Source organism: Butyrivibrio sp. AC2005 (assembly GCF_000424145.1).
In the GTDB taxonomy this organism is placed as follows: domain Bacteria; phylum Bacillota; class Clostridia; order Lachnospirales; family Lachnospiraceae; genus Butyrivibrio.
This window is the reverse complement of the sequence record NZ_AUJI01000056.1, coordinates 1-23,516: the sequence shown is the minus strand read 5'-3', so window position 1 is coordinate 23,516 and position 23,516 is coordinate 1. Positions and strand designations below refer to the sequence as shown.

The 23,516-nt window shown below is 38.8% G+C and carries 23 protein-coding genes and 1 pseudogene; 21 read left to right on the top strand and 3 right to left on the bottom strand.

Features of this window, described 5'->3' with window-relative positions; translation table 11 throughout:
* The 17 genes from G602_RS26940 to G602_RS0115230 form a co-directional block, all read left to right on the top strand.
* A partial coding sequence (locus G602_RS26940; RefSeq protein ID WP_044932345.1) for an IS200/IS605 family accessory protein TnpB-related protein occupies nt 1-581 on the top strand: 581 nt, incomplete at its 5' end.
* A gap of 219 nt (nt 582-800) precedes the next feature.
* Nucleotides 801-1,823, top strand: coding sequence for a LacI family DNA-binding transcriptional regulator (locus G602_RS0115305; protein WP_026659770.1), 1,023 nt, complete (start codon nt 801-803; stop codon nt 1,821-1,823).
* Nucleotides 1,820-3,601, top strand: coding sequence for a glycoside hydrolase family 31 protein (locus tag G602_RS26935; RefSeq protein WP_049945266.1), 1,782 nt, complete (start codon nt 1,820-1,822; stop codon nt 3,599-3,601). Before G602_RS0115305 ends, G602_RS26935 begins: the two co-directional genes overlap by 4 nt.
* A 55-nt stretch (nt 3,602-3,656) precedes the next feature.
* Nucleotides 3,657-5,000 (top strand): ABC transporter substrate-binding protein, encoded by a 1,344-nt coding sequence (locus G602_RS0115295; RefSeq protein WP_026659769.1) that lies wholly within the window; start codon nt 3,657-3,659, stop codon nt 4,998-5,000.
* A 57-nt stretch (nt 5,001-5,057) separates the two neighbouring features.
* The gene (locus tag G602_RS0115290) at nt 5,058-5,969 is read left to right on the top strand and encodes a carbohydrate ABC transporter permease (protein ID WP_242835633.1); all 912 of its coding nucleotides are present in this window, start codon (nt 5,058-5,060) and stop codon (nt 5,967-5,969) included.
* A gap of 118 nt (nt 5,970-6,087) precedes the next feature.
* Complete coding sequence (locus G602_RS0115285; RefSeq protein WP_242835631.1) at nt 6,088-6,792, top strand: carbohydrate ABC transporter permease; 705 nt, start codon at nt 6,088-6,090, stop codon at nt 6,790-6,792.
* Nucleotides 6,792-8,750 (top strand): glycoside hydrolase family 31 protein, encoded by a 1,959-nt coding sequence (locus G602_RS0115280; RefSeq protein ID WP_026659766.1) that lies wholly within the window; start codon nt 6,792-6,794, stop codon nt 8,748-8,750. The genes G602_RS0115285 and G602_RS0115280 overlap by 1 nt, the downstream gene beginning before the upstream one ends.
* Before the next feature lie 377 nt (nt 8,751-9,127).
* On the top strand, nt 9,128-10,204 hold the full coding sequence (locus tag G602_RS0115275; protein WP_026659765.1) for a hypothetical protein: 1,077 nt from the start codon (nt 9,128-9,130) through the stop codon (nt 10,202-10,204).
* Between the two features lie 155 nt (nt 10,205-10,359).
* Complete coding sequence (locus tag G602_RS0115270; RefSeq protein WP_049945265.1) at nt 10,360-11,358, top strand: sugar ABC transporter substrate-binding protein; 999 nt, start codon at nt 10,360-10,362, stop codon at nt 11,356-11,358.
* The gene (locus G602_RS31515; protein WP_049945264.1) at nt 11,336-12,691 is read left to right on the top strand and encodes a sensor histidine kinase; all 1,356 of its coding nucleotides are present in this window, start codon (nt 11,336-11,338) and stop codon (nt 12,689-12,691) included. Before G602_RS0115270 ends, G602_RS31515 begins: the two co-directional genes overlap by 23 nt.
* The gene (locus tag G602_RS0115260) at nt 12,669-13,346 is read left to right on the top strand and encodes a response regulator transcription factor (protein WP_026659762.1); all 678 of its coding nucleotides are present in this window, start codon (nt 12,669-12,671) and stop codon (nt 13,344-13,346) included. The genes G602_RS31515 and G602_RS0115260 overlap by 23 nt, the downstream gene beginning before the upstream one ends.
* 13 nt (nt 13,347-13,359) lie before the next feature.
* Nucleotides 13,360-14,694, top strand: a complete 1,335-nt coding sequence (locus G602_RS0115255) for an ABC transporter substrate-binding protein (RefSeq protein WP_044932331.1) — start codon at nt 13,360-13,362, stop codon at nt 14,692-14,694.
* Between the two features lie 174 nt (nt 14,695-14,868).
* Entirely contained in the window at nt 14,869-15,828 is a 960-nt protein-coding gene (locus G602_RS0115250; protein WP_026659760.1) for an ABC transporter permease, read from the top strand.
* Nucleotides 15,829-15,955: 127 nt separating this feature from the next.
* Nucleotides 15,956-17,071: a substrate-binding domain-containing protein gene (locus G602_RS26925; protein WP_049945263.1), complete on the top strand. Its 1,116-nt coding sequence runs from the start codon at nt 15,956-15,958 to the stop codon at nt 17,069-17,071.
* 25 nt (nt 17,072-17,096) lie between these two features.
* Nucleotides 17,097-18,572 carry a sugar ABC transporter ATP-binding protein gene (locus tag G602_RS0115240; protein ID WP_026659759.1) on the top strand — a complete coding sequence of 492 codons (1,476 nt, stop codon included), beginning with the start codon at nt 17,097-17,099 and terminating at the stop codon, nt 18,570-18,572.
* Nucleotides 18,573-18,643: 71 nt separating this feature from the next.
* Entirely contained in the window at nt 18,644-19,459 is an 816-nt protein-coding gene (locus G602_RS0115235; RefSeq protein ID WP_026659758.1) for a Cof-type HAD-IIB family hydrolase, read from the top strand.
* Between the two features lie 282 nt (nt 19,460-19,741).
* Nucleotides 19,742-19,933, top strand: a complete 192-nt coding sequence (locus G602_RS0115230) for a hypothetical protein (RefSeq protein ID WP_026659757.1) — start codon at nt 19,742-19,744, stop codon at nt 19,931-19,933.
* Between the two features lie 55 nt (nt 19,934-19,988).
* Here the strand turns inward: G602_RS0115230 and G602_RS0115225 are convergent, their stop codons facing one another.
* Both G602_RS0115225 and G602_RS0115220 read right to left on the bottom strand, forming a co-directional pair.
* The gene (locus G602_RS0115225; protein ID WP_026659756.1) at nt 19,989-20,609 is read right to left on the bottom strand and encodes a Fic/DOC family protein; all 621 of its coding nucleotides are present in this window, start codon (nt 20,607-20,609) and stop codon (nt 19,989-19,991) included.
* A complete protein-coding gene (locus G602_RS0115220; protein WP_196808699.1) occupies nt 20,602-20,778 on the bottom strand; it encodes a hypothetical protein in 177 nt (58 codons plus the stop codon). The genes G602_RS0115225 and G602_RS0115220 overlap by 8 nt, the downstream gene beginning before the upstream one ends.
* Nucleotides 20,779-20,924: 146 nt before the next feature.
* Here G602_RS0115220 and G602_RS26920 point away from each other — a divergent pair.
* Both G602_RS26920 and G602_RS32250 read left to right on the top strand, forming a co-directional pair.
* Nucleotides 20,925-21,710, top strand: a pseudogene (locus G602_RS26920) (transposase); the annotation flags it as partial.
* Between the two features lie 269 nt (nt 21,711-21,979).
* Nucleotides 21,980-22,201: a leucine-rich repeat protein gene (locus G602_RS32250; RefSeq protein ID WP_081676032.1), complete on the top strand. Its 222-nt coding sequence runs from the start codon at nt 21,980-21,982 to the stop codon at nt 22,199-22,201.
* 175 nt (nt 22,202-22,376) lie between these two features.
* Here G602_RS32250 and G602_RS31035 read toward each other — a convergent pair whose 3' ends face one another.
* Nucleotides 22,377-22,538, bottom strand: coding sequence for a hypothetical protein (locus tag G602_RS31035; protein ID WP_196808698.1), 162 nt, complete (start codon nt 22,536-22,538; stop codon nt 22,377-22,379).
* Between the two features lie 119 nt (nt 22,539-22,657).
* On the opposite strand from G602_RS31035, the gene G602_RS0115205 reads away from it, so the two are divergent.
* On the top strand, nt 22,658-22,891 hold the full coding sequence (locus G602_RS0115205; RefSeq protein WP_026659727.1) for a lecithin retinol acyltransferase family protein: 234 nt from the start codon (nt 22,658-22,660) through the stop codon (nt 22,889-22,891).
* Nucleotides 22,892-22,945: 54 nt separating this feature from the next.
* On the top strand, nt 22,946-23,461 hold the full coding sequence (locus G602_RS29145; protein WP_049945256.1) for a division/cell wall cluster transcriptional repressor MraZ: 516 nt from the start codon (nt 22,946-22,948) through the stop codon (nt 23,459-23,461).
* The last annotated feature ends 55 nt before the right edge of the window (nt 23,462-23,516 follow it).

The window sequence follows — 23,516 nt, the reverse complement described above, 5'->3', positions numbered from 1 at the left end:
GGCTCTCATCATGTGCCATGAAGTGTAATAACAGATACCGCACCAGGAAAATGAACATACTCACAGAAAAACGCAACAGGCGCATAAAGGATGAGTTCCATAAGATAAGCAGACAGCTAGCAGACTATGCGAGGGATAACCACGTAGATGCAGTAGTGATGGGGCATAACGTATTCCAGAAACAGGAAGCGGGTATGGGGCATATCAGTAACCAGAATTTTGTGCAGATACCAATGCTGATATTTGCAGATATGCTAAGATATAAGCTTGCTGAATACGGGATAAGGTTTGCGCTTACAGAAGAGAGCTATACATCCAAAGCGGATTTTCTTGCGATGGATGCGATCCCTGTGTATAAAAAGGGAAGTAAGGCTGACTATGTTTTTTCCGGAAAAAGGATAAAACGTGGACTTTACAGGCACTACGATGGGACAATAACAAATGCAGATATAAATGGAGCTGCCAATATCTTAAGAAAAGTATTCCCAAAGGTAACCCAATGGGATAGGGGCATAGTGGACATGCCCTGTTCTTTGGGATGCGTTAAGCATCCCAAAGGTTCATGCCGCTCTGCGGTATAACAGAAACCTCTTCCGACGCAGAGTCGGTGGAGGTAGTTCATTTCTTTTTCATAACGATGTCTAATAAAACCAGACAGATTCTCTATATAATACAAAGCTGCCAGATGGCGGCTTTTCTTTTTTGTTATCACCTTTTTAAAAATTTTCTATTTGGATATTGAAATTTTGAAAAGTTAGATATATGATTAGTTTAACCGGTTAAACGAGCGAGGATACTAAATGAAACGAGCTACCTTAAAGGATGTTGCAGAGCGGGCAGGAGTGTCTAAGGCAACAGTATCATACATATTAAATAATGCTAATAAACCAATTACTGAAGAGACCAGATTAAAAGTTAAAAAAGCTATGGAAGAGCTTCAGTATGTTCCCAATCTTGGAGCAGCGGCACTTACAAATAAAACATCTAAGATGATCGGAGTGGTAATTCCACAAACTGAGCCTGGATGTCAGCTTATGTTTCATAACAGTTTTTACAGTGAAATCATAAGCGCAATCGAATACCATGCAAGAAAGATTGGATATCATATCCTTATTTCTGGGACAGATGTGGATGAATCATACATGAAGCTGGTATATGAGAGAAATTTGGATGCCGTAATAGCTATCGGTGTTTACCCGGATGACTTCTTTGAACAGTTCAAGAAAATTGGTATTCCTACAGTGCTTATAGACAGCTACTGTAAAGATGAGCATTTTCACAACATTCGGATAGATGATGAGCTTGGTGCATATATGGCAACAAAATATATGCTGGAAAAGCATCATACAAAAATTGGATTTTTGTCAGGAGAAATGAAGGAAGACGGTGTAATCAAAAAGCGACATGAAGGTTATAAAAAAGCTTTGGCAGAATACGGTATCATATATGACAAAGATCTTATTTTTGAAGTAGAGGTTGATTTCAACAGCGGTATAGAGGCTGCTGAGAGAATTGTAAGAGAAAAGACAGATCTTACAGGAATAGTAACTACTGCTGACGTACTGGCAATCGGTGCAATAAAAGGATTTAATCAGATGGGCAAGAGAGTGCCTGAAGATTATTCTGTTATCGGATTTGATGATCTTGAGATATCTAAATATATAACGCCGGGGCTTACTACTATAAAGCAGGATATATATGGAAAAGGAAAATGTGCCGTAGATATTCTTGAAAAGGCTCTTGAAGATAAGGACTATCCAAAGCAGGATGTGACGATGAAATTTGAAGTCGTGGAGAGAGAAAGTGTAAGGGATCTTTTATGATAAGGCTAGATACAAATAAGACTTGTGAAATCATAAAATCAGACAGAGGAGACATCTCAATTATATATACAAAAGATGACGGGATGTGCCATGCAGTTATTCAAAATAACTATAAGCATGTATATGGAATGGGAGAGAAGTTCGATTATATTGACCAAAAAGGACATACCTGTATAAACCGTGTAGAGGAAAAATTCTGTAATCAGAAGGATAAGACCTATTGCAGTATACCGTTTTTCTTAACCGACTCGGGATGGGGATTATTTGTTGAGACTGACTGTGTAACTGCTTTCGAATTTGAAAAGGATATCAGGATCAGTTTCCCGGTAAATGCTTCATTATACTTATTTCAGGGAAATCCTTTGGACATCATAAAGGAGTTTAACAACTATATCGGACCTATAAACACTCCTCCAAGATATGCGTTTGGGCCATGGGTTTCAGCTAACAGATGGAATAGCCAGAAAGATGTAGAAGAAGTTGTTGAAAAATTAGAAAAACACGATTTCCCTGCGACAGTACTTGTACTTGAAGCATGGAGTGATGAAGCAACATTCTATATCTGGAATGGCGCTAAATATGATGAAAAGACCGGAAATGAAGTCTTTACGTATGAGGATTTCGATTTCTCAGAGAGTAAATATTGGGATGATCCAAGACAAATGGTTACAGATCTGAAGGAAAAAGGAATTCACACAGTATTGTGGCAGATACCGGTCTATAAAAAGATGGAAGAAGGTATATATAACCTTCAGAACGAAATGGATGAGAAGTATGCAATAGACAACAAACTGTGTCTGTATATGAAAGATGGCTCACCCTATAGAATCCCAGAAGGCAACTGGTTTGCAGGTTCACTGGTACCTGACTTTTCGAAACCTAAGACAAAAGATGCATGGTTTTCAAAAAGACAATACCTTTTAGACATGGGTATTTCAGGATTTAAAACTGATGGCGGAGAATTTATTTATGACGACGCGGTAGTGTCCTATGGAAATAAAACCGGAAAAGAGCTTAAGAATACATATTGTCAGGAATATACGAATACCTATTATGACTATCTTGGGAAAGAACATGTTCTGTTTTCAAGAGCAGGATATACAGGAGTGCAGAGAACTCCAATACTATGGGCAGGCGATCATCAATCAACGTATGAGGAACTAAAAAATGTTTATACGGCTGCTATATCTGCTGCATGTTCCGGTATCATCTTTTGGGGATTCGATATAGGAGGATTTGCAGGACCTTTGCCATCAGCAGATCTTTATCTTAAGTCAACACAGTTTGCATGCTTTTGCCCTGTAATGCAGTGGCATTCAGAACCGGATGGTGGACAATTTAAGGAAATTCTTAAAGGGGCAGAAGGAAATAATGAGAGAAGTCCGTGGAATATAGCAGCTTCATATGATATGCCGGATCTTATCGATGAGCTGAGAAAGTGGCATAAACTGAGGATGAAACTTGTTCCCTACATTTATAGAGAAGCAAAAAAAGCTGCTGATAAGGGAATTCCAATGATGAGAACTCTTTTCATGGAAAATCCGTTGGATGAGAAGGTATTCGATTGGGAGGATGAATACTATTTTGGCGATGACCTGTTAGTCGCTCCTTTATTGGAAGAAAACGTAAAAAGCAGAGAGCTTTATTTACCGAAAGGCAAATGGACAGGAATGTTTAGCAAAGACTTATACGAGGGAGGATGTGTTATAACATCAGACAAGGAGGATTATCCTGTATTTATAAGGCAGGAAGCAGATTTTGATATTGACAGGGAATAGTTATATTTCCTGAAAATATAAAAAGCAAAAATGTATTTTTTAAGGGAGGTTCATAATGAAACGAAAAGCCATATCTGTTTTAATGCAACTATCAATGATGGCAACTCTTCTGTCAGGCTGTGGGAGTGCGAATCCGGACACAGCACAGACAGAAGCGCCTAAGGAAACTGTGACTGAGAGCTCATCTGTAGAAGAAATCAGCTCAGAGAGTTCCGCCGAGGCGGCAGAACCCGGAAAAGCAATCACAATTACATATGCTAATTTTAATGCATCAGGTGGCAATGAGGCAACACTTGATTCAATGTATCAGGCATTTCATGAGCAAAATCCTGACATTAATGTGGAAATTGAAACAATCGCAATGGATGATTATTTTACCACATTACAGACAAGGATAGCAGGCGGTACTGCTCCGGACTGCTTTGAGATGAATATTGAAAACTTTGCTGCATATGCATCAAAAGGTATCCTTGCTGAACTTTCAGGTGCTGACACAACAGGTCTTAACCAGACTGCGTTATCGGCTTTTACATATGACGGAAAGCAGTATGCGCTTCCTGAGAATTTCTCAACAGTAGTACTTGTCTATAATAAGGACCTGTTTGATCAGGCAGGAATTGATTATCCTACATCATCCTGGACAAGAGAAGATGTGGATAAAGCTGCAGAAGCCATAAGAGGACTTGGCGATAACATTTTTGGAATATATCAGCCGGTTACATACAATGAATTCTATAAAGTAGCTGCACAGTACGGCGGAAGTCTTGTAAGTGCTGATGGTAAGTCATTTACTATTAATTCCGAAGAGAATATCAAAGCACTTCAGAGCATGGTAGACAGAGTGCAGAAGACAAATGTTCAGCCCACAGAGGAACAGATGGGCGGAATGGGTGACTGGGATCTTTTTGAAAGCGGAAGACTTGGAATGATCCCTACCGGTACATGGTGCTTTAATACGTTTACTGATGCTTGTGATTTTTCATGGGATATCTGTGTTGAACCCGGTCAGACTAGTAAGGCTACTCATTTCTTTGCAAATGCCCTGGTTGTAAATAATGATGCAAGTGATGAAGCAAAAGAAGCTGCAAAGAAGTGGTTATCATTCCTGGCTTCAAGTGACGAGGCAGCCAAGATCAGACTTGATGCAGGCTGGGATCTTCCGGCACTTAGTGATATGGATGCACTTTCAAGTTATCTTGAGATAACTCCTCCTGAAAACAGGGAAGCAGTGTTTGAATCTCTTGATTCACTTGTCCTTCCTCCGATCATTACTGATTACAGCCAGATGTCAGACATTATTTCAGATGCGGTAAGTAAGGCAGCAAGTGGAGAAAGCACCCCGGAAGAAGCACTTAATGAAGCTCAGAAGCTTTGTGAAGAGCAGATAAACTTGCAGTAATAGAAATGAGCCTGCATCCGTATAAGGCTGCAGGCTCTAATTTTGCACGGAGAATGAATGATGACAACAATGTCAAAAGAAAGAAAAAAAATAATCCAGGCGATACCATTTATGCTTCCAAGTATCATCGGAATGGTAATATTCAGTTTGTTTCCGATAATAATGGCTACAGCGCTTAGCATGACAGATTGGAGCGGACTTGAGAAATTTACGATACACACGATACCCGAGCATTTTGTAGGATTAAGCAATTACGCACATTTACTGTCCCACAAAGAGTTTTGGAGTACCTTATTACATGTTGTATATTACATCGTATTGTATATTCCTCTTGGATTTGTGTTTTCGATGGTAATAGCTCTTATCCTCAATACAGAGAAGAAATTAACGGGTGTTATGAGAGTGCTTTTCTATATACCGGTGTTAACATCCTGGGTCGCTGCCAGTCTTATCTGGAAATGGGTGCTTAGTTCTCAGTACGGAGTAATCAATTCTATCATTGGAATATTTGGAATGAGTGGACCGGACTGGCTTACCAACAAGTACTGGGCAATGCCCGGAATCGTATTGGCATCCGTATGGAAGGATATGGGATATTATGGACTGTATATTTTTGGCGGTTTAAGGGGAATTGATCCTACGTACTATGAGGCAGCAAAAGTGGATGGTGCAGGAAAATTCAGGACCCTGATAAGTGTAACAATGCCACTCTTATCACCTACCTTATTTTACTGCCTGATAATGTCCCTTATAAATGCATTTCAGCTATTCCCACAGGTTCTCATCATGACTGAAGGTGGTCCTAACGGTGCTACACAGGTCATGGTTGAAAGAATCTATACATATGCTTTCAGCTATTTCAAGATGGGATATGCTGCTGCATATTCATGGCTGTTGTTTTTGATAATACTCATTTTGACTCTCATTCAGTTGAAGGTACAGAAAGTGTGGGTGCATTATGAATCATAAGACTCAAAAACTAATATATAATGTTTTATTCTACATAGGATCAGCATTACTCTTGGTTATAGTAACTATTCCTTTGTATTGGATGATATCGACATCACTAAAATCAAAAGGTGCATTGATGGCGCTTCCTATACAGTGGATTCCGAAAAAGCCGACACTTAATTCTTATAAAAAGGTGTTTACGCTCTTTCCCTTTGCAAGGGCAATAGCCAACAGCGCATTCATAACTATCGCTTATGTTGTGATCACAGTTTTGTCAGCATCCATGGCGGCTTTTGCCATCTCCAAAATAAGATTTAAAGGTGCAAATGTGGTTTTTGCAATGTATCTGACATCCATGATGATACCGGTTCAGATCACACTTATTCCAATGTTTATCATAATGAATAAATTTTCTTTGATAAATACATATACAAGCGTTATTTCTCCTGCTATTTTTAAGGCATTTGCAGTATTTTTGCTGGTACAAAATATGAGAGCACTTCCGGATGATTATCTCGAGGCAGCAAGAATCGATGGAGCAGGAATGTTCAAAATATATAAGGATGTGATAATGCCTATGATGGTTCCAACAATTGCAACATTAGCGATAACAACTTTCATGGAAGCCTGGAATGATTATTTATGGCCACTTGTCATGTTGTCGGATAAAAATAAGATGACACTTACCCTTGCCTTAAATACACTTAATGGTCAGTATGATACTGAGTATAATGTGCTGATGGCAGGAAGTCTCATCTCAATGATACCAATAATAATCATATACATTATTGCCCAGACACAGATGAAGCAGGGGATCACCGTAGGAGGAGTAAAAGGATAATGATTAAAAAATACAGGATAGGAAATCCGATTGAGACAGATTCTGTAATCACAAGCATAGACATTGAGAACAGTCCAATTCCTTATTTTGAAACAGCGAGTGACAAGAAAGAACTAACTTTTAAGATGGAGAAAAAGGACAGAATATACGGACTAGGAGAGACAGTAAGGGGAATAAATAAAAGAGGATTTATCTATACTAGTAACTGTTCTGATGATCCTATTCACACAGAGGATAAAAGATCGTTGTATGCAGCTCAGAACTTCTTTGTCCTTTGGGGAAAAGAAAAGGGCTTTGGAATGTATGTTGATACACCGGGGCAGGTATCTTTTGATATCGGGTATACAGACAAGGACACTTTTTCCATAATATTCGAAGATTTTGATGCAGATATTTATATCATACGAGGAGGAAGTATTAAGGACATAGTAAAACAGTTCCGTGGAATAATAGGCAAAAGCTACGTTCCACCAAGATGGGCATTTGGATTTGGCCAGAGCAGGTGGAGCTATATGAACGAACAGGAAGTTAGGGATGTCGTAGAAAATTATGATAAGTTGAATATTCCTATAGATAGTGTCTATCTTGATATAGATTATATGGAAAGATATAAGGATTTTACCATAGATGATGAGAGATTTCCGAATTTTAAGGCCTTTGTAAAAGAGATGGCAGATAAAGGCATACATCTGGTACCGATAATTGATGCCGGAGTAAAGATTGAAGAAGGTTACGATATTTACGAGGAAGGCATTAAAGAGGATTATTTCTGCAAAAAGGAAAATGGAGAGAACCTTGTAGCTGCAGTATGGCCGGGCAAGGTACATTTTCCGGATTTCCTTAATGAAGATGCAAGATATTGGTTTGGTAATAAATATAAGTTCCTTTTAGACTATGGAATAGACGGCTTTTGGAATGACATGAACGAGCCGGCAATCTTTTATACAGAAGATCATTTAAAGGAAGTGTTCGAGCAGTTAAAGGATTATGAAGGAAAAAATCTGGATATCAGGTCATTCTTCAAGATGCAGGATATTGTTGGTGGCCTTGAAAATAATGAAGAGGATTACAGAAGGTTTTATCATGATTATAAGGGAAAACGATACAGACATGATAAAGTCCACAATATTTTTGGGTACAACATGACAAGAGCTGCAGGAGAGGCCTTTGAAAGGTTGTCCCCGGATAAAAGGATTTTGATGTTTTCAAGATCCTCTTACATCGGGATGCACCGTTACGGTGGAGTGTGGTGCGGCGATAATAAATCCTGGTGGAGTCATCTTCTGTTGAATATACAACAGATGCCTGCACTTAGTATGTGTGGATTTTTATACAGTGGCGCGGATGTAGGCGGTTTTGGTGCAGATGTCACAGAAGACCTTTTGATGAGATGGGTAGAATTCGCGATATTCACACCTCTTTTCAGAAATCATTCTGCAGAGGGTACAAGGAGACAGGAATTCTATAGGTTTTCAGAAACAGATAGCTTTAAGAATATTGTAAGACTCAGATACTCCCTCATACCTTATCTTTATTCAGAGTTTATGAAGGCTGTTAACAGTGATGGAATGCTATTTACTCCTTTATGCTTTGAATATCCAGATGATGATATGGCTTATGAAGTTGAGGATCAGCTATTTGTAGGAGAAAGCATCATGGTAGCGCCTATCTATAAGCAGAATGCAACTGGAAGATATGTATATTTACCCGAGGAAATGAAGCTTTGCAGATTCAGAAGCTATGATGATTATGATGTAGAGATAATCGGTCAAGGGCACCACTATATTGAAGCGGAACTTAATGAGATTTTGGTGTTTATAAGGAAAGGACATGCGCTTCCGTTGGCAGTTCCCACAGACAGAACAGAAAAAATAGATTATTCAGACTTGAAATATGAATGTTTTGAGTGTGATGAGAAAGACTATGAGCTGTTTGTGGATGATGGTATTTCAAGATAAAATATTACAGAGTGAATTTATTATTTCAAAAAACGTATGCTTTGGAATCAATCATTCTTAGCATGCGTTTTTTATATGGATCATAATGATGAAAAACAGGGAAATGGGTTAAAGAAATCGAACGAGCATTATGTTTTTTGGCGGTAGATGATTAGCAGGGGCTATACAACGAGGACGAATTGAATTATTAGGACTCTGAAGCAGTGCTTTGGAGTTCTATTTATGTATACCAGCTAAAATGGGCGGTACAGCTGTAGCTACTCATATAAAATCTGTAAATAGTTGTATTTCTGTACCTGTGTTGTAAATACTTGTATAGAGGTGTAAATAGGTGTATTATTGTATCAAACATGTAAATAGTTGTATTGGAGGACATTATGAAAAATCCATTTACACATACACCTGGAAGAGTTGGTGATGCGAATATTACCACCACTTTGGAAGAAAAAGTCTACGAAAATTTCTTGTATCCACAGCCATCTGAGAGTGTATACAAGATAACTGGAATACGAGGATCAGGGAAAACCGTTATCTTTGGAAATATCCTTAGACATTATAAAACTGTGGACATGAAAGCTGAAGGATGGCTGGTTTACGATGTCTCATCTGCAAGAAATCAGATAAGCACATTAATATCTTATCTATTGCTTGAGCCGGAAGTTAAAAAAGCGCTGCTGGCAGAAAAAACTAATTTGAGTATTTCAATACCTTTTATTGGAATAAATGCTGGTGTTGATACAAAAACGGATTATGATGATGAAGTGCGTCTTGAGCAACTTATTGGTATTTTAGTCAAGGCGAAAAAGAAGATTATGATTGGCATCGATGATATAGCAAAGACAGACGCAATGACTGAATTCTGCTCAGTATATGCGAAGCTGATAAGAAATACTTTGGAGGATGAAATAGCAGCGCCATGGCCTGTTTATCTTATATGCTCTGGGGTTTATCAGAATTTCTATGAGTTGGGCGAAGTTCCAAATCTTACTTTCTTTAAGAGGGCGGCCGAATTGAGAACAGAGCCATTTCCTATGCCTGCAATGGCAATCAAGTATGAAGATATGGCACAGATGGATGAAGACGAGGCTATTTCTTTTGCCAAGATGACTAAAGGCTTTGCCTATGCTTATCAGGTGTTTGGAAGTGCATACTTCGAACACAAAGACAAGGGCGAAGAATATGTGCTAAAGCAGGCAAAGAGTGAGCTGTTTGCTCAATGCTATGAGAAGATATGGAGAGAACTCCCTGAAGGAGAACGGGAAATCCTCAGAATAGTTTCTTCAGGTCCCAAAAAGAGAAAAGAAGTTCTAGAGGAGCTGGATGGTAAGGGGAGCTATCAGGTAAACAGTACTGCGCTGAAAAAAATGGGGTTACTTCTGGATAGCTCAGAGTCTTATGGTGTAGCGGAGATCACATTGCCATTTTTCGGTGAGTATATTCAGAAATATTGTTGATTGTTTATGGTGTAGAATCACCATGAGCTTCCTGAATGTGGTAAGGACGTACACTAAATGGAAAAAGTACATTGACGGTGGGATGCACTTGATTTACCACCATCTAAAGGATATGGTTTTCTCGCGAGGTATTTACTAATTTAGGAGAATTGGCGTTGAACTTTATAAGTAAACTTAAAAAGAAGGAAAAATACCAAAAGGTTTATTACATTATTTTGGCAGTAGTATACCTTGTTCTGTTTTCAGTTGGCATTTTGATAACGTTTAGATTCATAGATATTTCCAAGAATCAGAAGGAAGGCTCCAGACTGATCGGCGCAAGCTATATGACCATGAACAATGAATTTTACAGAATAATTCATGAGCAGGTAAGGGTGCGAGTTGAGGCTGAAGGTGACAGAGTGATTTTGCGGGATTCTGGTATGGATGTGCAGAGGCAGAAGGAGCAGATTAGAGAAATGATGAAAATGGGCATTGAGGCTCTGATCCTCACACCGGTTGATCCAGATGGACTGGTGGATGTCCTTATTGAAGCCAGGGCAAAAGGCATATTTGTAATCGTAGTAGATTCAAATGTCAGCACTGAAAATCTGATTAATTGCACCATTGTTTCTGACAATTATAATGCAGGATGTCTTGATGGGGAATACATGCTAAAAACTCAAAAGGAAGGCAAAATTGTTGTCATGGCTCATAATAGTGCAGTTTCAGGAAGACAGCGAGTAGCGGGATTCTTAAATACTGTTTCTAAAAACCCAGAATATACTCTAGAGAGCCAGCTTGATTGCAATGGCCAGTATGAAAAGGCTCTTTCACAGATGAGAGAATATCTTAATGAAGGTCATGAGTTTGATACGGTATTCTGTTTAAATGATCCAACTGCGGAAGGCGTGGTAGCTGCACTAAAAGAGAAGGGCCTTGCAGGAAATGTAAATATATATGGAGTTGACGCTTCTCCTGATGCGAAGGCTCTGATTTCTGCGGGAATGATGAAGGCATCTGTTGTGCAGTTCCCTACCAAAATAGGAGAAACAGCGGCAGATGTTTTATATAATCTGATTGCCGGAAATAAGATTGAAAAAAATATCACAGTACCAGTTGACATTGTGACACAGGATAATATTAATCAATATGAAAAAGACAGATGGCAATAATGAAAAAATAAAAAAAGATTATAGACTGCCGGATATGTTGATAAATCTGATGATGCATTTAAATTTTTGGATGCTACTATTCATTTTGTTTATCATGTATCATGCATTATGGGGGTATGTGCAGGAAGGCTCTGCCTTATCTTTTCTCATGAATTCCAGGTATATTCCCGAACGTCCTTTTGAGTCGATTCTTTCTGCAGGACTTCTTTATGCATGTTTGATTTTATTACTTACTACCGAGACAGATCCGGGGATACACTTTTTATTGAAATTATTGGCAGAAACGATAATAGTAATTGTACTCTCCAGGATTATGAGCTTTTGTTACATGGGAATGTTTCTCATGATTATAGCTAATCTGATAAGACGACCTATCGACAGATGGAACCGCAACATAATCTTTGTGCTAGTCGGATTATGTTATTTTCTGTTGGAAAGTCAAATTCTGTCGGTTTGGATTCCGGTGACGTCCCTTAGTGATTATCTGAATTATTACAGGAGTGATTATTCCAAAATTTTTCAGGGTATAATCAATGTTGGAAGACTAATGAATGTATTCCTGTTCATGTGTTATATGTTTTTTATGGTCAGGATTCAGATGAGTGAAAATGAACGCATTTTGTCTCTTAATGAGCAGCTTAGAGATGCAAATGCCAAGCTTGAGGAGTACTCTGAAAAGTCTGCGCTGATGGCACAGACCAGTGAGAGAAACCGCCTGGCTAGAGAGATTCATGATACTATAGGTCATTCGCTGACAGGGATTGTGACAGGAATAGAAGCATGCATAATGTTGTTTGATACGAACAGGGATCTTGTAAAGGAGCAGCTTATTGCTATTTCCGAGGTGGCACACAGAGGTATGGAGGACGTTCGCAGATCGGTAAGGGCGCTTAAACCTGACGGTCTTGAAAGTATGCCACTTGACCTTGCAATTGAACAGATGATAGATGAAATGCGGAGATCCACGGGTATCCGATTCCACTATAATTGCTCAGTGAAGCTGAGGAACACCTTTGGGGAGGATGAGGGAGAAGCCCTTTATCGCACGGTTCAAGAGGGTATAACCAATTCTGTACGGCACGGAAAACCTGAGGATATCTGGATTTTGATAAACAAAATTGAGGATAAGATCAACATAATTATAAGAGACAACGGCTCTGGATGTCCTGACCTTACCAAGGGGTTTGGTCTTAGCCATATGGAGGAGCGTTTGGAGATGCTTGACGGAAAACTTTTTTGTGATGGTAAAAATGGATTTCTGCTTCACGCGGAGATTCCTATTCGATGGGGAACGGAGGTAAGTTGGTCCGATGATCAAAATATTGATAGCTGATGATCAGGAGCTGATGCGTCAGAGCCTTAAAATGATACTTGGAGGTGTAGAAGATTTCGAAGTAACTGATGCTGTATCAAATGGCACAGATGTCATCAGAAGTGTAAGAGAGAACAAGCCGGATGTAATCCTGATGGATGTGCGTATGCCAAAGATGGACGGAGTGGTGTGCACAAAAATAATCAAGGAAAATACACCTGACATCAAAATAATAATACTGACTACTTTTGATGATGATGAATACGTTTTCAATGCAATAAAAAATGGTGCCAGCGGATATCTTCTAAAGGGTGTATCTTTTGAGGAACTAATTGAGGCAATACGGAAGGTACATAGTGGTACCGCAATTATAAATGATGATATTACCAATAAGGTGCTAAAGCTTTTTTCTGAGATGGCAAAATCAAAGGATTCTGTGGAAGTCGATGAGCAGAGTATTGATGAGATAAAAGATAACGAATGGGCAATTATTGAAGGAATTGTCGAAGGCCTTTCAAATAAGGAAATTGCTACAAAGCTCAATTTCTCTGAAGGAACTATACGAAATAATCTCAGTAATATATTAAATAAGCTTGGATTAAAGAACAGAACACAGCTTGCTATCTGGGCTGTACAATCTGATGCAATCAACAGGATGAACAACAAAAAGCAGTGAGTGGAATTAAAGCATGATAGATTGGAATAATCATAAAATTAAATATGGGCTTTCACTTTTTTTGCTACTTGCTGTTATTTTACTGACGACTGATTGGTGGAGATTTTTTCCTCTTAATCAGAAAAACGTTTTGACAGTGGGAGTTTTTTCGGACAGCTACTGGAATCAGCAAAATGGAAATCAGCATAAGTTCATTGATAGTGTAATCCAAAAGTATGAAGAGAATAACCCCAATATAAAGGTCGTTTATGAAAAGGGAATCCTTAAAGAGGACTATTCTGAGTGGCTGGCAGAGCAGATTATACAGGGCACAGCACCGGATGTCTTTATTGTGCTTCCGGATGATTTCAATATGCTTTCTGATATTGGTGCTTTAGAAAACCTGGATAGCATAATTCAAAAAGATGAAGACTTTGACCCTGGAATATTTTATGAAGCAGCATATTCAGGTGGAGAAGTGGATGGTGTAAGGTATGCACTTCCTGTAGAGTGCGCTCCTGATCTTATGTTTGTAAATCGTACACTACTGGAGAACGAAGGGATAGCGCTTCCAGATTTAAAATGGACTTGGGACGATTTTTATGAGATTTGCAAAAAAGTCACAAAGGACACAGATGGCAACGGAACCATCGATCAGGTCGGGGTAGTTGATTATTCCTGGGAGGAGGCATTTGCATCAAACAATGTAACTTTGTTCAATAAAGAGGGGACAGAGAGTAATTTCACTGATGAGAAAGTATATAATGCACTTATATTTCTGGACTTACTTGATGTTCTGCATACGGGTAATGGAAACACGGAAATATCTTTTGAACGTGGTAATGTTGCATTTCAGCCAATGAACTTTTCAAGCTATAGATCATATTTGATCAATCCGATTCACGCAAGTCGTTATGCGGACTTTGAATGGGACTATCTTACAATGCCTGCAGGACCTGACGGGGATAATGCGTCTCTTCTGGATATGGTTTCGGTTGCCATGTATTCGGGAACACCTATGAAGAATGAAGCTTGGGATTTTATAAAGCTGCTTACATGTGATGAAGAAATTCAGGCTGATATTTTTAGGTTTTCGGAAGGAATATCTGTATGCGAGGATGTGACAGAAGCTGAACTTGTAAAGGAAAATAAGATACGGCTTGGTATGGATACAGCTCAAAATATGGAGGCTTTGGAATATACCATGCAGAACGCTTTTTTTACGAAGCGCTTTTTTGGTTTTAATGGAGCTGTAAGTGCAGTGGATACTGCAGTTGATGATATATTGAAAAGTGATGCCAATATCCGTATGGAGCAGGTTATTCAGGCAAGAAGCATCAATAATTTCCTTAGAACCATTCATAACTGAAAATAACTAAAGACAATTTGCAAGTGACATTTGTCACTTAAAAATATGATATTTGTTTTTGTATTCCAATGACGTTTGGTACTTATGCCAGCGTCATTTTTTTTATATCCTAAAGCAGTCAAATATAAAAAACCGACAGAGAAGAAAAAGAGTACTGAATAGGGGAGGAATGTTATGAGTTCAGCAAAAAAAGAGAATTCTTCTAGAAAATGGATTTCTGAGATGGGGACGCTGTGGGCGCTTATTACATTGTGCATTGTCGGTGCATTTATAAGTCCCAGCTTTTTAAAAGGTGCGAACATTATAAATGTCATGAGACAGATTTCCATAAATGGAATCATAGCCTTGGGAATGACTTTTGTGTGCCTGACAGGAGGTGTTGATCTTTCTGTAGGATCACAGGTAGCAGTATATGGAATCATGATAGCACAGATGCTTAAAAACAACGTGAGTCCTTTTATAGCAATACCACTCACTCTTGCAGTTGCTATACTGATTGGCTTTTTGAACGGACTCGGAATTGCAAAAGGAAAACTTGCTCCGTTTATCATGACTCTTGGTTCCATGACAGCATTAAGGGGATTATCAAAATATATATCAAACGGATCGCCTCAAAACTGGAGAGCAACAGGTATTGATATCAAATTTATCGGGCAGGGATATGTCGGGTTTATTCCAGTACCTGTAATCATTTTTCTGGTGATGTTCCTCATCGGTTTTTATATCCTTCGTTATACTTGGTTTGGAAGAAGCGTATATGCTATTGGAGATAACCGTGAGGCTGCACGTCTTAATGGAATAAATGTTGAACGGACACAGCTTATCTGTTTCATTATCACAGCTTTTGTGAGCTTCATGTCAGCACTTGTTCTGACCTCCAAGCTTTCCTCCTGTGACCCGACAGCAGGTGAGGGTTACGAGTTGGACGCACTTTCTATGTGCTACATCGGAGGTATATCCACCATGGGTGGTGTCGGTAAAATATCAGGAACCCTTATTGGTGCTTGCCTGCTTACGATTTTATCAAACATTATGAACCTGGTTGGTATCAATTCTTATATGCAGAATATCGTACAGGGTCTGATAGTGATTTTTGCAGTACTGATTGGTGGTATCTCCGCTAAGAAAAAATAATTGGTTCGATTTTACTTTCGGGACGAAGATGGGATAAAACTTTTCGGTTCCCGATGTGAAATAAAACTGGCGAAAGCATAATTCGTCGAAACTTTAATGTATCTTTTTAAAGGATAAGGAGGAAAAAATGAATAAGAAAGTATTGTCTGCATTATTAACAGGGGTGATGGTAGTATCTTTATCTGGCTGTGGATCAGCTCCGGCTGAAACTAAGACTGAGGAGCCTGCTAAGGAAGCAGCTGCAACAGAGGAAACTGTAGCTGAAACTTCTGAAGAGACAACGGAAGAGGCTTCTGTAGAAGAGTCCACTGAGGAAGCAGCAACAGAAGATGCTGCAACAGAGGAAGTGGCTGCAACAGACGAACCTAGCGGAGATGAAGCTTTTACAATCGGTTATGCACAGAGAGCAACAGATGCTGCTTATACAATCGCAATTAAGGAGAGAAACCAGGAGTATGCAAAAGAGCATTATCCTAATCTTGAATGGGTTGAGACAGATGCTCAGGGTGACGTAGCAACTCAGGCTGCAAATATAGAGGATCTTATATCCAGAGGAGTTGACTTAATCATGGTATCTCCTCTTACTTCAGACGGTTTGACTGATGCTGTTGCAGAGGCAATGGATGCTGGTATTCCTGTTGTAACTATGGACCGAGAAGTAGATACACCAGTTACTGTAAAGGTTGTAGCTGATAACAAGGAAATGGGTGTTATGGCTGCTGATAAGCTTGCAGAAATGATGGGAGGCAAAGGTAATATTATAGAAGTATGCGGAACAACCGGTTCATCTGCTGCAATCGATCGTCAGGCTGGTTTTGAAGAGACGATTGCTTCAAAGTACCCTGATATAAAGATTGTTGATTCACAGGATTGTGATTTCAATTCTGCAAAAGCTGCTTCTTACATGGAAGATATGCTCCAGAAGTATGGTGAAGGTGAAATACAGGCAATTTACTGTCACAATGATCCTATGGCAGAAGCTGTAGCAGAGACTGTAGTTGCTGCAGGACGTGATAGTGAAGGCATCCTTATTACAGGTATGGATGGTGAAGAGGCTGCATTTCAGATGGTTGAGAACGGGCAGATGGCATTCACAATTATCTATCCTACAATGTCTCCCGAGGCTATGATCGCTGCATACAATGTACTTACAAACCAGCCACAGGATGAGGTTGTTAACTGTATACCGACTCTTGTATCAAAAGATAACGTTGCTGAGCACCTTGGAACAGGTCTTCAGTAATCAAATGTGAAGGAAGAAAACGCTCATGTTAAAGATGAATCATATTTCAAAGTCTTTCCCGGGTGTCAAGGCACTGGATGATCTCTCAATTGAACTATGCGATGGAGATATACTGGGGTTAGTTGGAGAAAATGGTGCAGGAAAATCCACTCTGATGAAGATTCTGTCCGGAGCTTATACTCTTGATGAGGGAGAAATCATTATTGATGGTGAAAAGATAGAACATCCTACTCCAGCTCTCATGATTGAAAAGGGAGTGGCGGTTATCTATCAAGAGCTCATGCTCTTACCTCATTTTACTGTGGCGGAAAACATATATCAGAACAGGTATCCTACAGATAAATTCAGTAAAATCGATTTTGCAAAGATGAAAGCTGATGCTCAGGAGGTTCTTGATCGTGTAAACCTTCCGGTTGATCCCGGTGAATACGTAGGAAACTTAAGCGTAGCCAAAAGACAGATGGTTGAAATTGCTAAGGCGCTGTCCAAGAATGCGAAGATAATAGTTCTTGATGAGCCTACAGCAGTCCTTGCAGATGAAGAATTAAAGACACTTTTTGAGCTGGTAAAATCGCTCTCAAAACAGGGAATATCCTTTGTCTATATTTCTCATCGTTTAAAGGAAATATTCGAACTATGTAATAAGGTTACAATCATGAAGGATGGGAAGCTTGTCGAGAATGGCATGACGAGTGATTACGATACGGATAAACTTGTTGAAAAGATGGTTGGTCGTGAGATGGGCGATATCTATCCTTCAAGAGATGTGAAAATAGGAGACGTAGTCCTTAAGGTTGATGGTCTGACAAGGAAGGGTGTCCTTGATAATGTATCCCTGGAACTGCATAAAGGCGAGGTTCTTGGCCTTGCAGGCCTTGCAGGTTCAGGAAGAACCGAGACACTAAGAGCAATTATCGGTGCTGATAAAATTGATAGTGGAACACTTACACTTTTTGGAAAAGAGTGTAAGTTTGATAACATCAAACAGGCACTCGAGGCAGGCTTTGGTATTGTCCCTGAGGAGAGAAAGGTTGAAGGCCTTCAGCTGAACAACAGTCTTGTGTTTAATATTTCCCTTCCGGCATTGCCCTTATATAGCAATAAGTTTGGCAAGATTGTCAGGAAGAAGGAAAGGGATGCAGCTGATAAGTATATAAAGCTTTTCAATATAAGAACTCCGGGAAGAGATGCCAATGTGAAAAATCTCTCCGGAGGGAATCAGCAAAAAGTGGTTCTTGGTAAGTGGATTGCTGCTGATTGCAAAATACTTCTTGTAGATGAACCTACCAGAGGTGTCGATGTGGGCTCAAAACGCGAAATCTACACAATACTGAATTCACTTTTGGAGCAGGGACTCTCTATTATAATGGTTAGTTCAGAGTTACCTGAACTTATAGGAACCTGCGACAGAATCTGTGTTATGAATGAGGGTAGAATTACAGGTGAGCTGCAAAAGGACGAGTTCTCAGAAGAAACAATAATGAGATACGCTACTATGTAAAGATATACAGGACTATGGGAACTATATATAATTGTTCCAGTAGTCCTGCTTTTCTTTGAAAAGGAGCATATATGAGTAAAAACAGATACCAGGCAATTTTTATGGACATTGACGGAACTCTTTTAAATTCTGATCACAGAATATCAGAGAAGACAGTTAAGGCACTTAGGACTTGGATAAATTCTGGAAGAGAGCTTATCCTGGCGTCATCAAGAGGATTATCCGGCATAGAACCGATTGTTCGAAGATATGATCTTAGTTGTTCGATAATTGCTCTTGGAGGTTCTGTTATCAAAGACAAGAATGACACCATTATATATGAAAAGGGAATGAATATTGAAACTGTAAAAAAGGTGCTGGATTTTTCAACTCATGAAAAGCAGCCTGTATCCTGGAGTGCGTATTCTGTAGATAAATGGATTGCAAACAGTATAGATGATCCGAAGATTGTAAAAGAGGCGGAAATAGTTGAAGCGTCCCCCACAGGCTGTGACCTTTCACAGTTTGCAAATGACGAAAAGATAGGAAAAGTACTGTTTTTTTGTGATCCCGGGACAATAAATGCAATTGAAGCAAAATTGATAATAAGTTTTCCTCAGCTTTCGATTGCGAAGTCATCGGACATCTTGTTGGAAGTAAATCCGAAAGGGATAAGTAAAGCGAGCGCAGTAAGTGAATACTGCAAGTTAAAGGATATAGCATTAGAAGATACAATTGCTTTTGGAGATAATTATAACGATCTTCACATGCTTGAAATAGTAGGAAGACCGATTGTAATGGGAAATGCTCCAGTAGATATACGCAATAGATTTGATATGATCACGTTGGATAATAACCACGATGGGGTTGCTGTGGCTATTTCAAAAATAATGTTTTGGAAAAAATGAAATGTACATAGAATAGTTGAACGTTCTACCAACTTCGCTGGAGGTGGTTTTCTGCGGGGGGGAAGAAAAGATGAGGTGTTCTTGAACATTTCTATATATTTGTAATAGGGTAAATAAAGATTCGGAAAACTGAAAAAAGGAAAAGCACCCGCTTTCATGGTATGATTGTTTTCTTCGAAAAAAATAATCTAACGAAAGAGGTGCTTTCCATGTACAACAGTATACTACAGTTTACCAAAAATGATATCTATAAGATTGAAGCAAGCGTAAGAGATCTTCCTGATGCATACCAAGATTGGGTTTGTAGTATCAGCTCTGTTCATGTCTTACATCTGGACGGATCTGATTGTTGGAGAGATTAGTAGGCATTGGGCAAGCTACGACATGATCTGGGGGATATTCCTGGGAGTAACAACTTTCTTGATTATTATGTATTTCCACTGGCGTGACTATGACAGCCTGGCGCCGATATAATGCCACAATAATTTAAAAAGCTTCTTTGTCAGCCTTGACGGCTGATAAAGAAGCTTTAGCTATTTATAGAATCGAAAACTATTTTTTCAAGGTATTCTTTTTTAGAAAAATCACTGCCATCAGAAAAATAGGCATTATATGCAACTAATGCAGTTCTAACGTATCTTGCATTCTTTTCAAATAATTCCCTATTGATCATAAAGCCTTGTTCATCTATGAATTGACAGCAAAATGTAACGGTAGTTCGTGTGTTACCTTCTCTAAACGGATGGATTTTCCATAGCTTAGCTAGAGAATCACAAAATTCCTTGGATGCTTCATTAGTGTCCATGCATTTCCAGTCTTTGGATCTCATGTCAGACAAAACGTGATGAACATCTGTAACTATATCAAAAGGATCAGAATATTCTACAGATTGACCGCCAAGAACATCTTCTTCTTTGTAGATAGCAATATTTCTAGGTTGTCCAGCCCAATCAAATAGATCCTGAAAGATGTATTCATGCATTCTAAAAAAATGCTCGGTATGATAATCACCGGGAAGTTTATTTAGAGCTATTTCCTTAAGCCTGTAAACAACATAATCTGCTTCAGCAGAATCTAGGATTTCTTGGTCTTTAATTCCAAGTTTGTTTTTTAGGACAGGAACGTCATCGTAAAGATAAGGGTCACGCATCTGCAGACTCCTTCATCTTGTATTTTTTATCAAGATACTTTTTTGCATCTTCCATAGTCACTTCGCCACGTTTTTCTTTTTCTATATATTCTTTAAAATCCTGGGTAGGCTCTAATCCGTCTACCTTGATCATGCCTATTGCATAATCCCATGCCTGAGTATTTGTCATAGTAATTTCCTCCATTAAGTAAGTAGATTATATCAAAAAAAAATGAATAAATCATTTCCTGATTTCAAGAGAAATAGCTTAATTTCGGATGTAATAACCACATGATAGATCTTATTGTAGGGATAAATCCTGATGTAACTATCTAAGCTATTGCCAAGAGCAAGAAACGTTCTGCCAAAAAGATTCGTAAAGCGCTGAAGAAGCAGCTGCAGTACATACGCCGTGACAGAGGTTATATCGACTGGCTGGCAGGCTATGGATACACTCCCGGCGAAAAGCAGCTGGCTTTGATCGAAGCCATTGATAAGCTGGTTGAACAGCAGCAGTACATGTATGACAACAAGATTCACACTGTTGAGAACAGGATTGTAAACATCTCGCAGCCATACATCAGACCTATTGTCAGAGGAAAGAGCAAATCCCCAACAGAGTTTGGAGCCAAGCTTGATCTGAGCGTTGAAAATGGCCTTGGAAGGATTGAAAAGATATCCTTTGATGCATATAACGAAAGCGAAGTGCTTATTCCAGCCATAGAAAACTACTACAAGCGCAACGGGCATTATCCGGAAAGAGTCCTTGCAGATAAGATTTACAGAAACAGAGCAAATCTCGATTATTGCAGGGAACATGGAATAAGGCTAGCCGGACCGGCACTTGGAAGATCTGGCAAGAATGCAGTTATCGATAAGCGTACAGAGTACATTGATAGTGTAGACAGAATTGAAGTTGAGCGTAAGTTTGGATTATCAAAGCACAGCCACGGGCTGGGACTGATAATGACAAAGCGTGAAGATACAACACGTAGCTCGATTGTGCTGTCAGTCATCTCAATGAACCTGGATAGCCTGTTAAGGCTTTCTTTGTTTCAAAAATTGATTTTGATTTTTTCAAGGTACAATTGTTGTTATATTTTATGCGAAAGCGTCGGCTGAAAAATCAGCCGGTTGCTGAGCATACACTAAATAATAGTAAGATGAGTGCGGTTTTCGTTGAAATGCGAAAACCGCATTTTTTCTTATGGGGTAATTTCTCCATGTTCCTATAAATATTTGTAGATGGGCATATACTGTACTTTTTGTTAGTGGTGCATTGGAATGAAGCATGAAAGAACATCTAAAGAGAATCGAAGCTGTGTGAACGACATGAAGCATTTTATGAGCAAGGCATAGGTTACTTATGCAAAAGGTATTTTGGGTTATAAATAAATATAAGCTTTGAAGAAAGAGCCTTTAAAGGAAATAAAAGAATTACTAGTCTGGTAATTGGTAATAATGTTACAACAATAAATGAAAGTGCTTTTGCCGGATGTAGCAACTTGAAGAAGGCAGTAATAGGCACAGACTTGGAAATAATAGGCGCTAAGGCGTTTAGTAAATGTAAAAAACTCAAAAATATAAGTATTAAGTCTAAAAAGATAACATAGTTAAATTTTCAGTCTCTGAAAAGATAGAGTATGCTCTATCTGCTCTATCTTTTCTTTTTCATTGCATTAAATTCTTCTTTTCTGACACGTATGTCATATCGGCGAAGAGGCGCAATTCTTCAAGGTAAGCGCAACATTATGACACTTTTGTCATTGGTGTTGCGTTTGTTTTATGCTATGATTTTGTTCGGGTTTTATCACCTACAACAGAGCTAAATGCCACTCCCAAAACCATAATAATAATGTCATCCAACGGTCCTGGAGCAAGATTCAACGGTGAAAGAACATACAGAATCGTCAATGCTATTATTATTCTTTTTACCATCAGATTATTCATAAGGTTCTCCCTGAATAATAACGAAATTGCTTCGCGCTGATGAATATGTTTACCAGTAACGCTGACGAAATAGTTTACCACCTGTACAAGTGGATATTATTCCTGAATTTGAGGCTTGGATGAGACGTCAAATAGGCTATCATATGTATTCTGCGACAGAAACTATTGAAAGAGCTAAAAGCAGGATAGGAGAGACCAAGTACAATCTTGCTTTTAACAATTGCGAACATTTTGCATTATGGTGCAAAACCGGTCTGACAGAATCTATACAGGTTGAAGATTTTTTTAAAAGGTTACTTACTGGATATGCAGGAAGCTATGAGAACTTAGAGGAAATGCTATATAGAGCATAGCTTTTGTAAATATCTGAAACAAATGTTTTGTTATGACCGCAAGGAGGATAAGTTATGTCATTAGAAAGCAGATTGATAGATACATTGGTCGCATCTCTTGAAGACGATGGTAAAAGCATAGGAGAAGAAAACTATAAAAGAATCTATATCGTTATTTATGATTATGATGCAGGAAATGAAAAGTGTATTCATGCATACATAAAATGGGAAATAAAGCTATTAGAGAATAAACAATATGTGATAACAAAAGGCTTTGATGAATGCGTGCTCATTTTTGCAAATAATGAATTTGAACGTTTTTCACAAGCCCTTCGAGCCCTACCAGAAAAGGAACCTTACAACCGGCTATTATGTCGCTTCTTTTTAGCTAGTTCTGACGATGTTGAGCTGGATAAAAAAGGGCGTTTGGGACTTTTTTCAAAGGCTTATGCTAATCATGGAAATTGGCAAAATGAAGTCGTAATTATTGGTAAGGGTAATGTCGCCCAGATTTGGGATAAGACCACTCTGATTGGAAATCCTGATTTAATAGATTATGTGTGGAAAAAATATGAGGAGATAGTAAATTAGATGTAATCTGTATATACATGTTAAAACATTGCTACGCATAATACTGAAAAAAAGC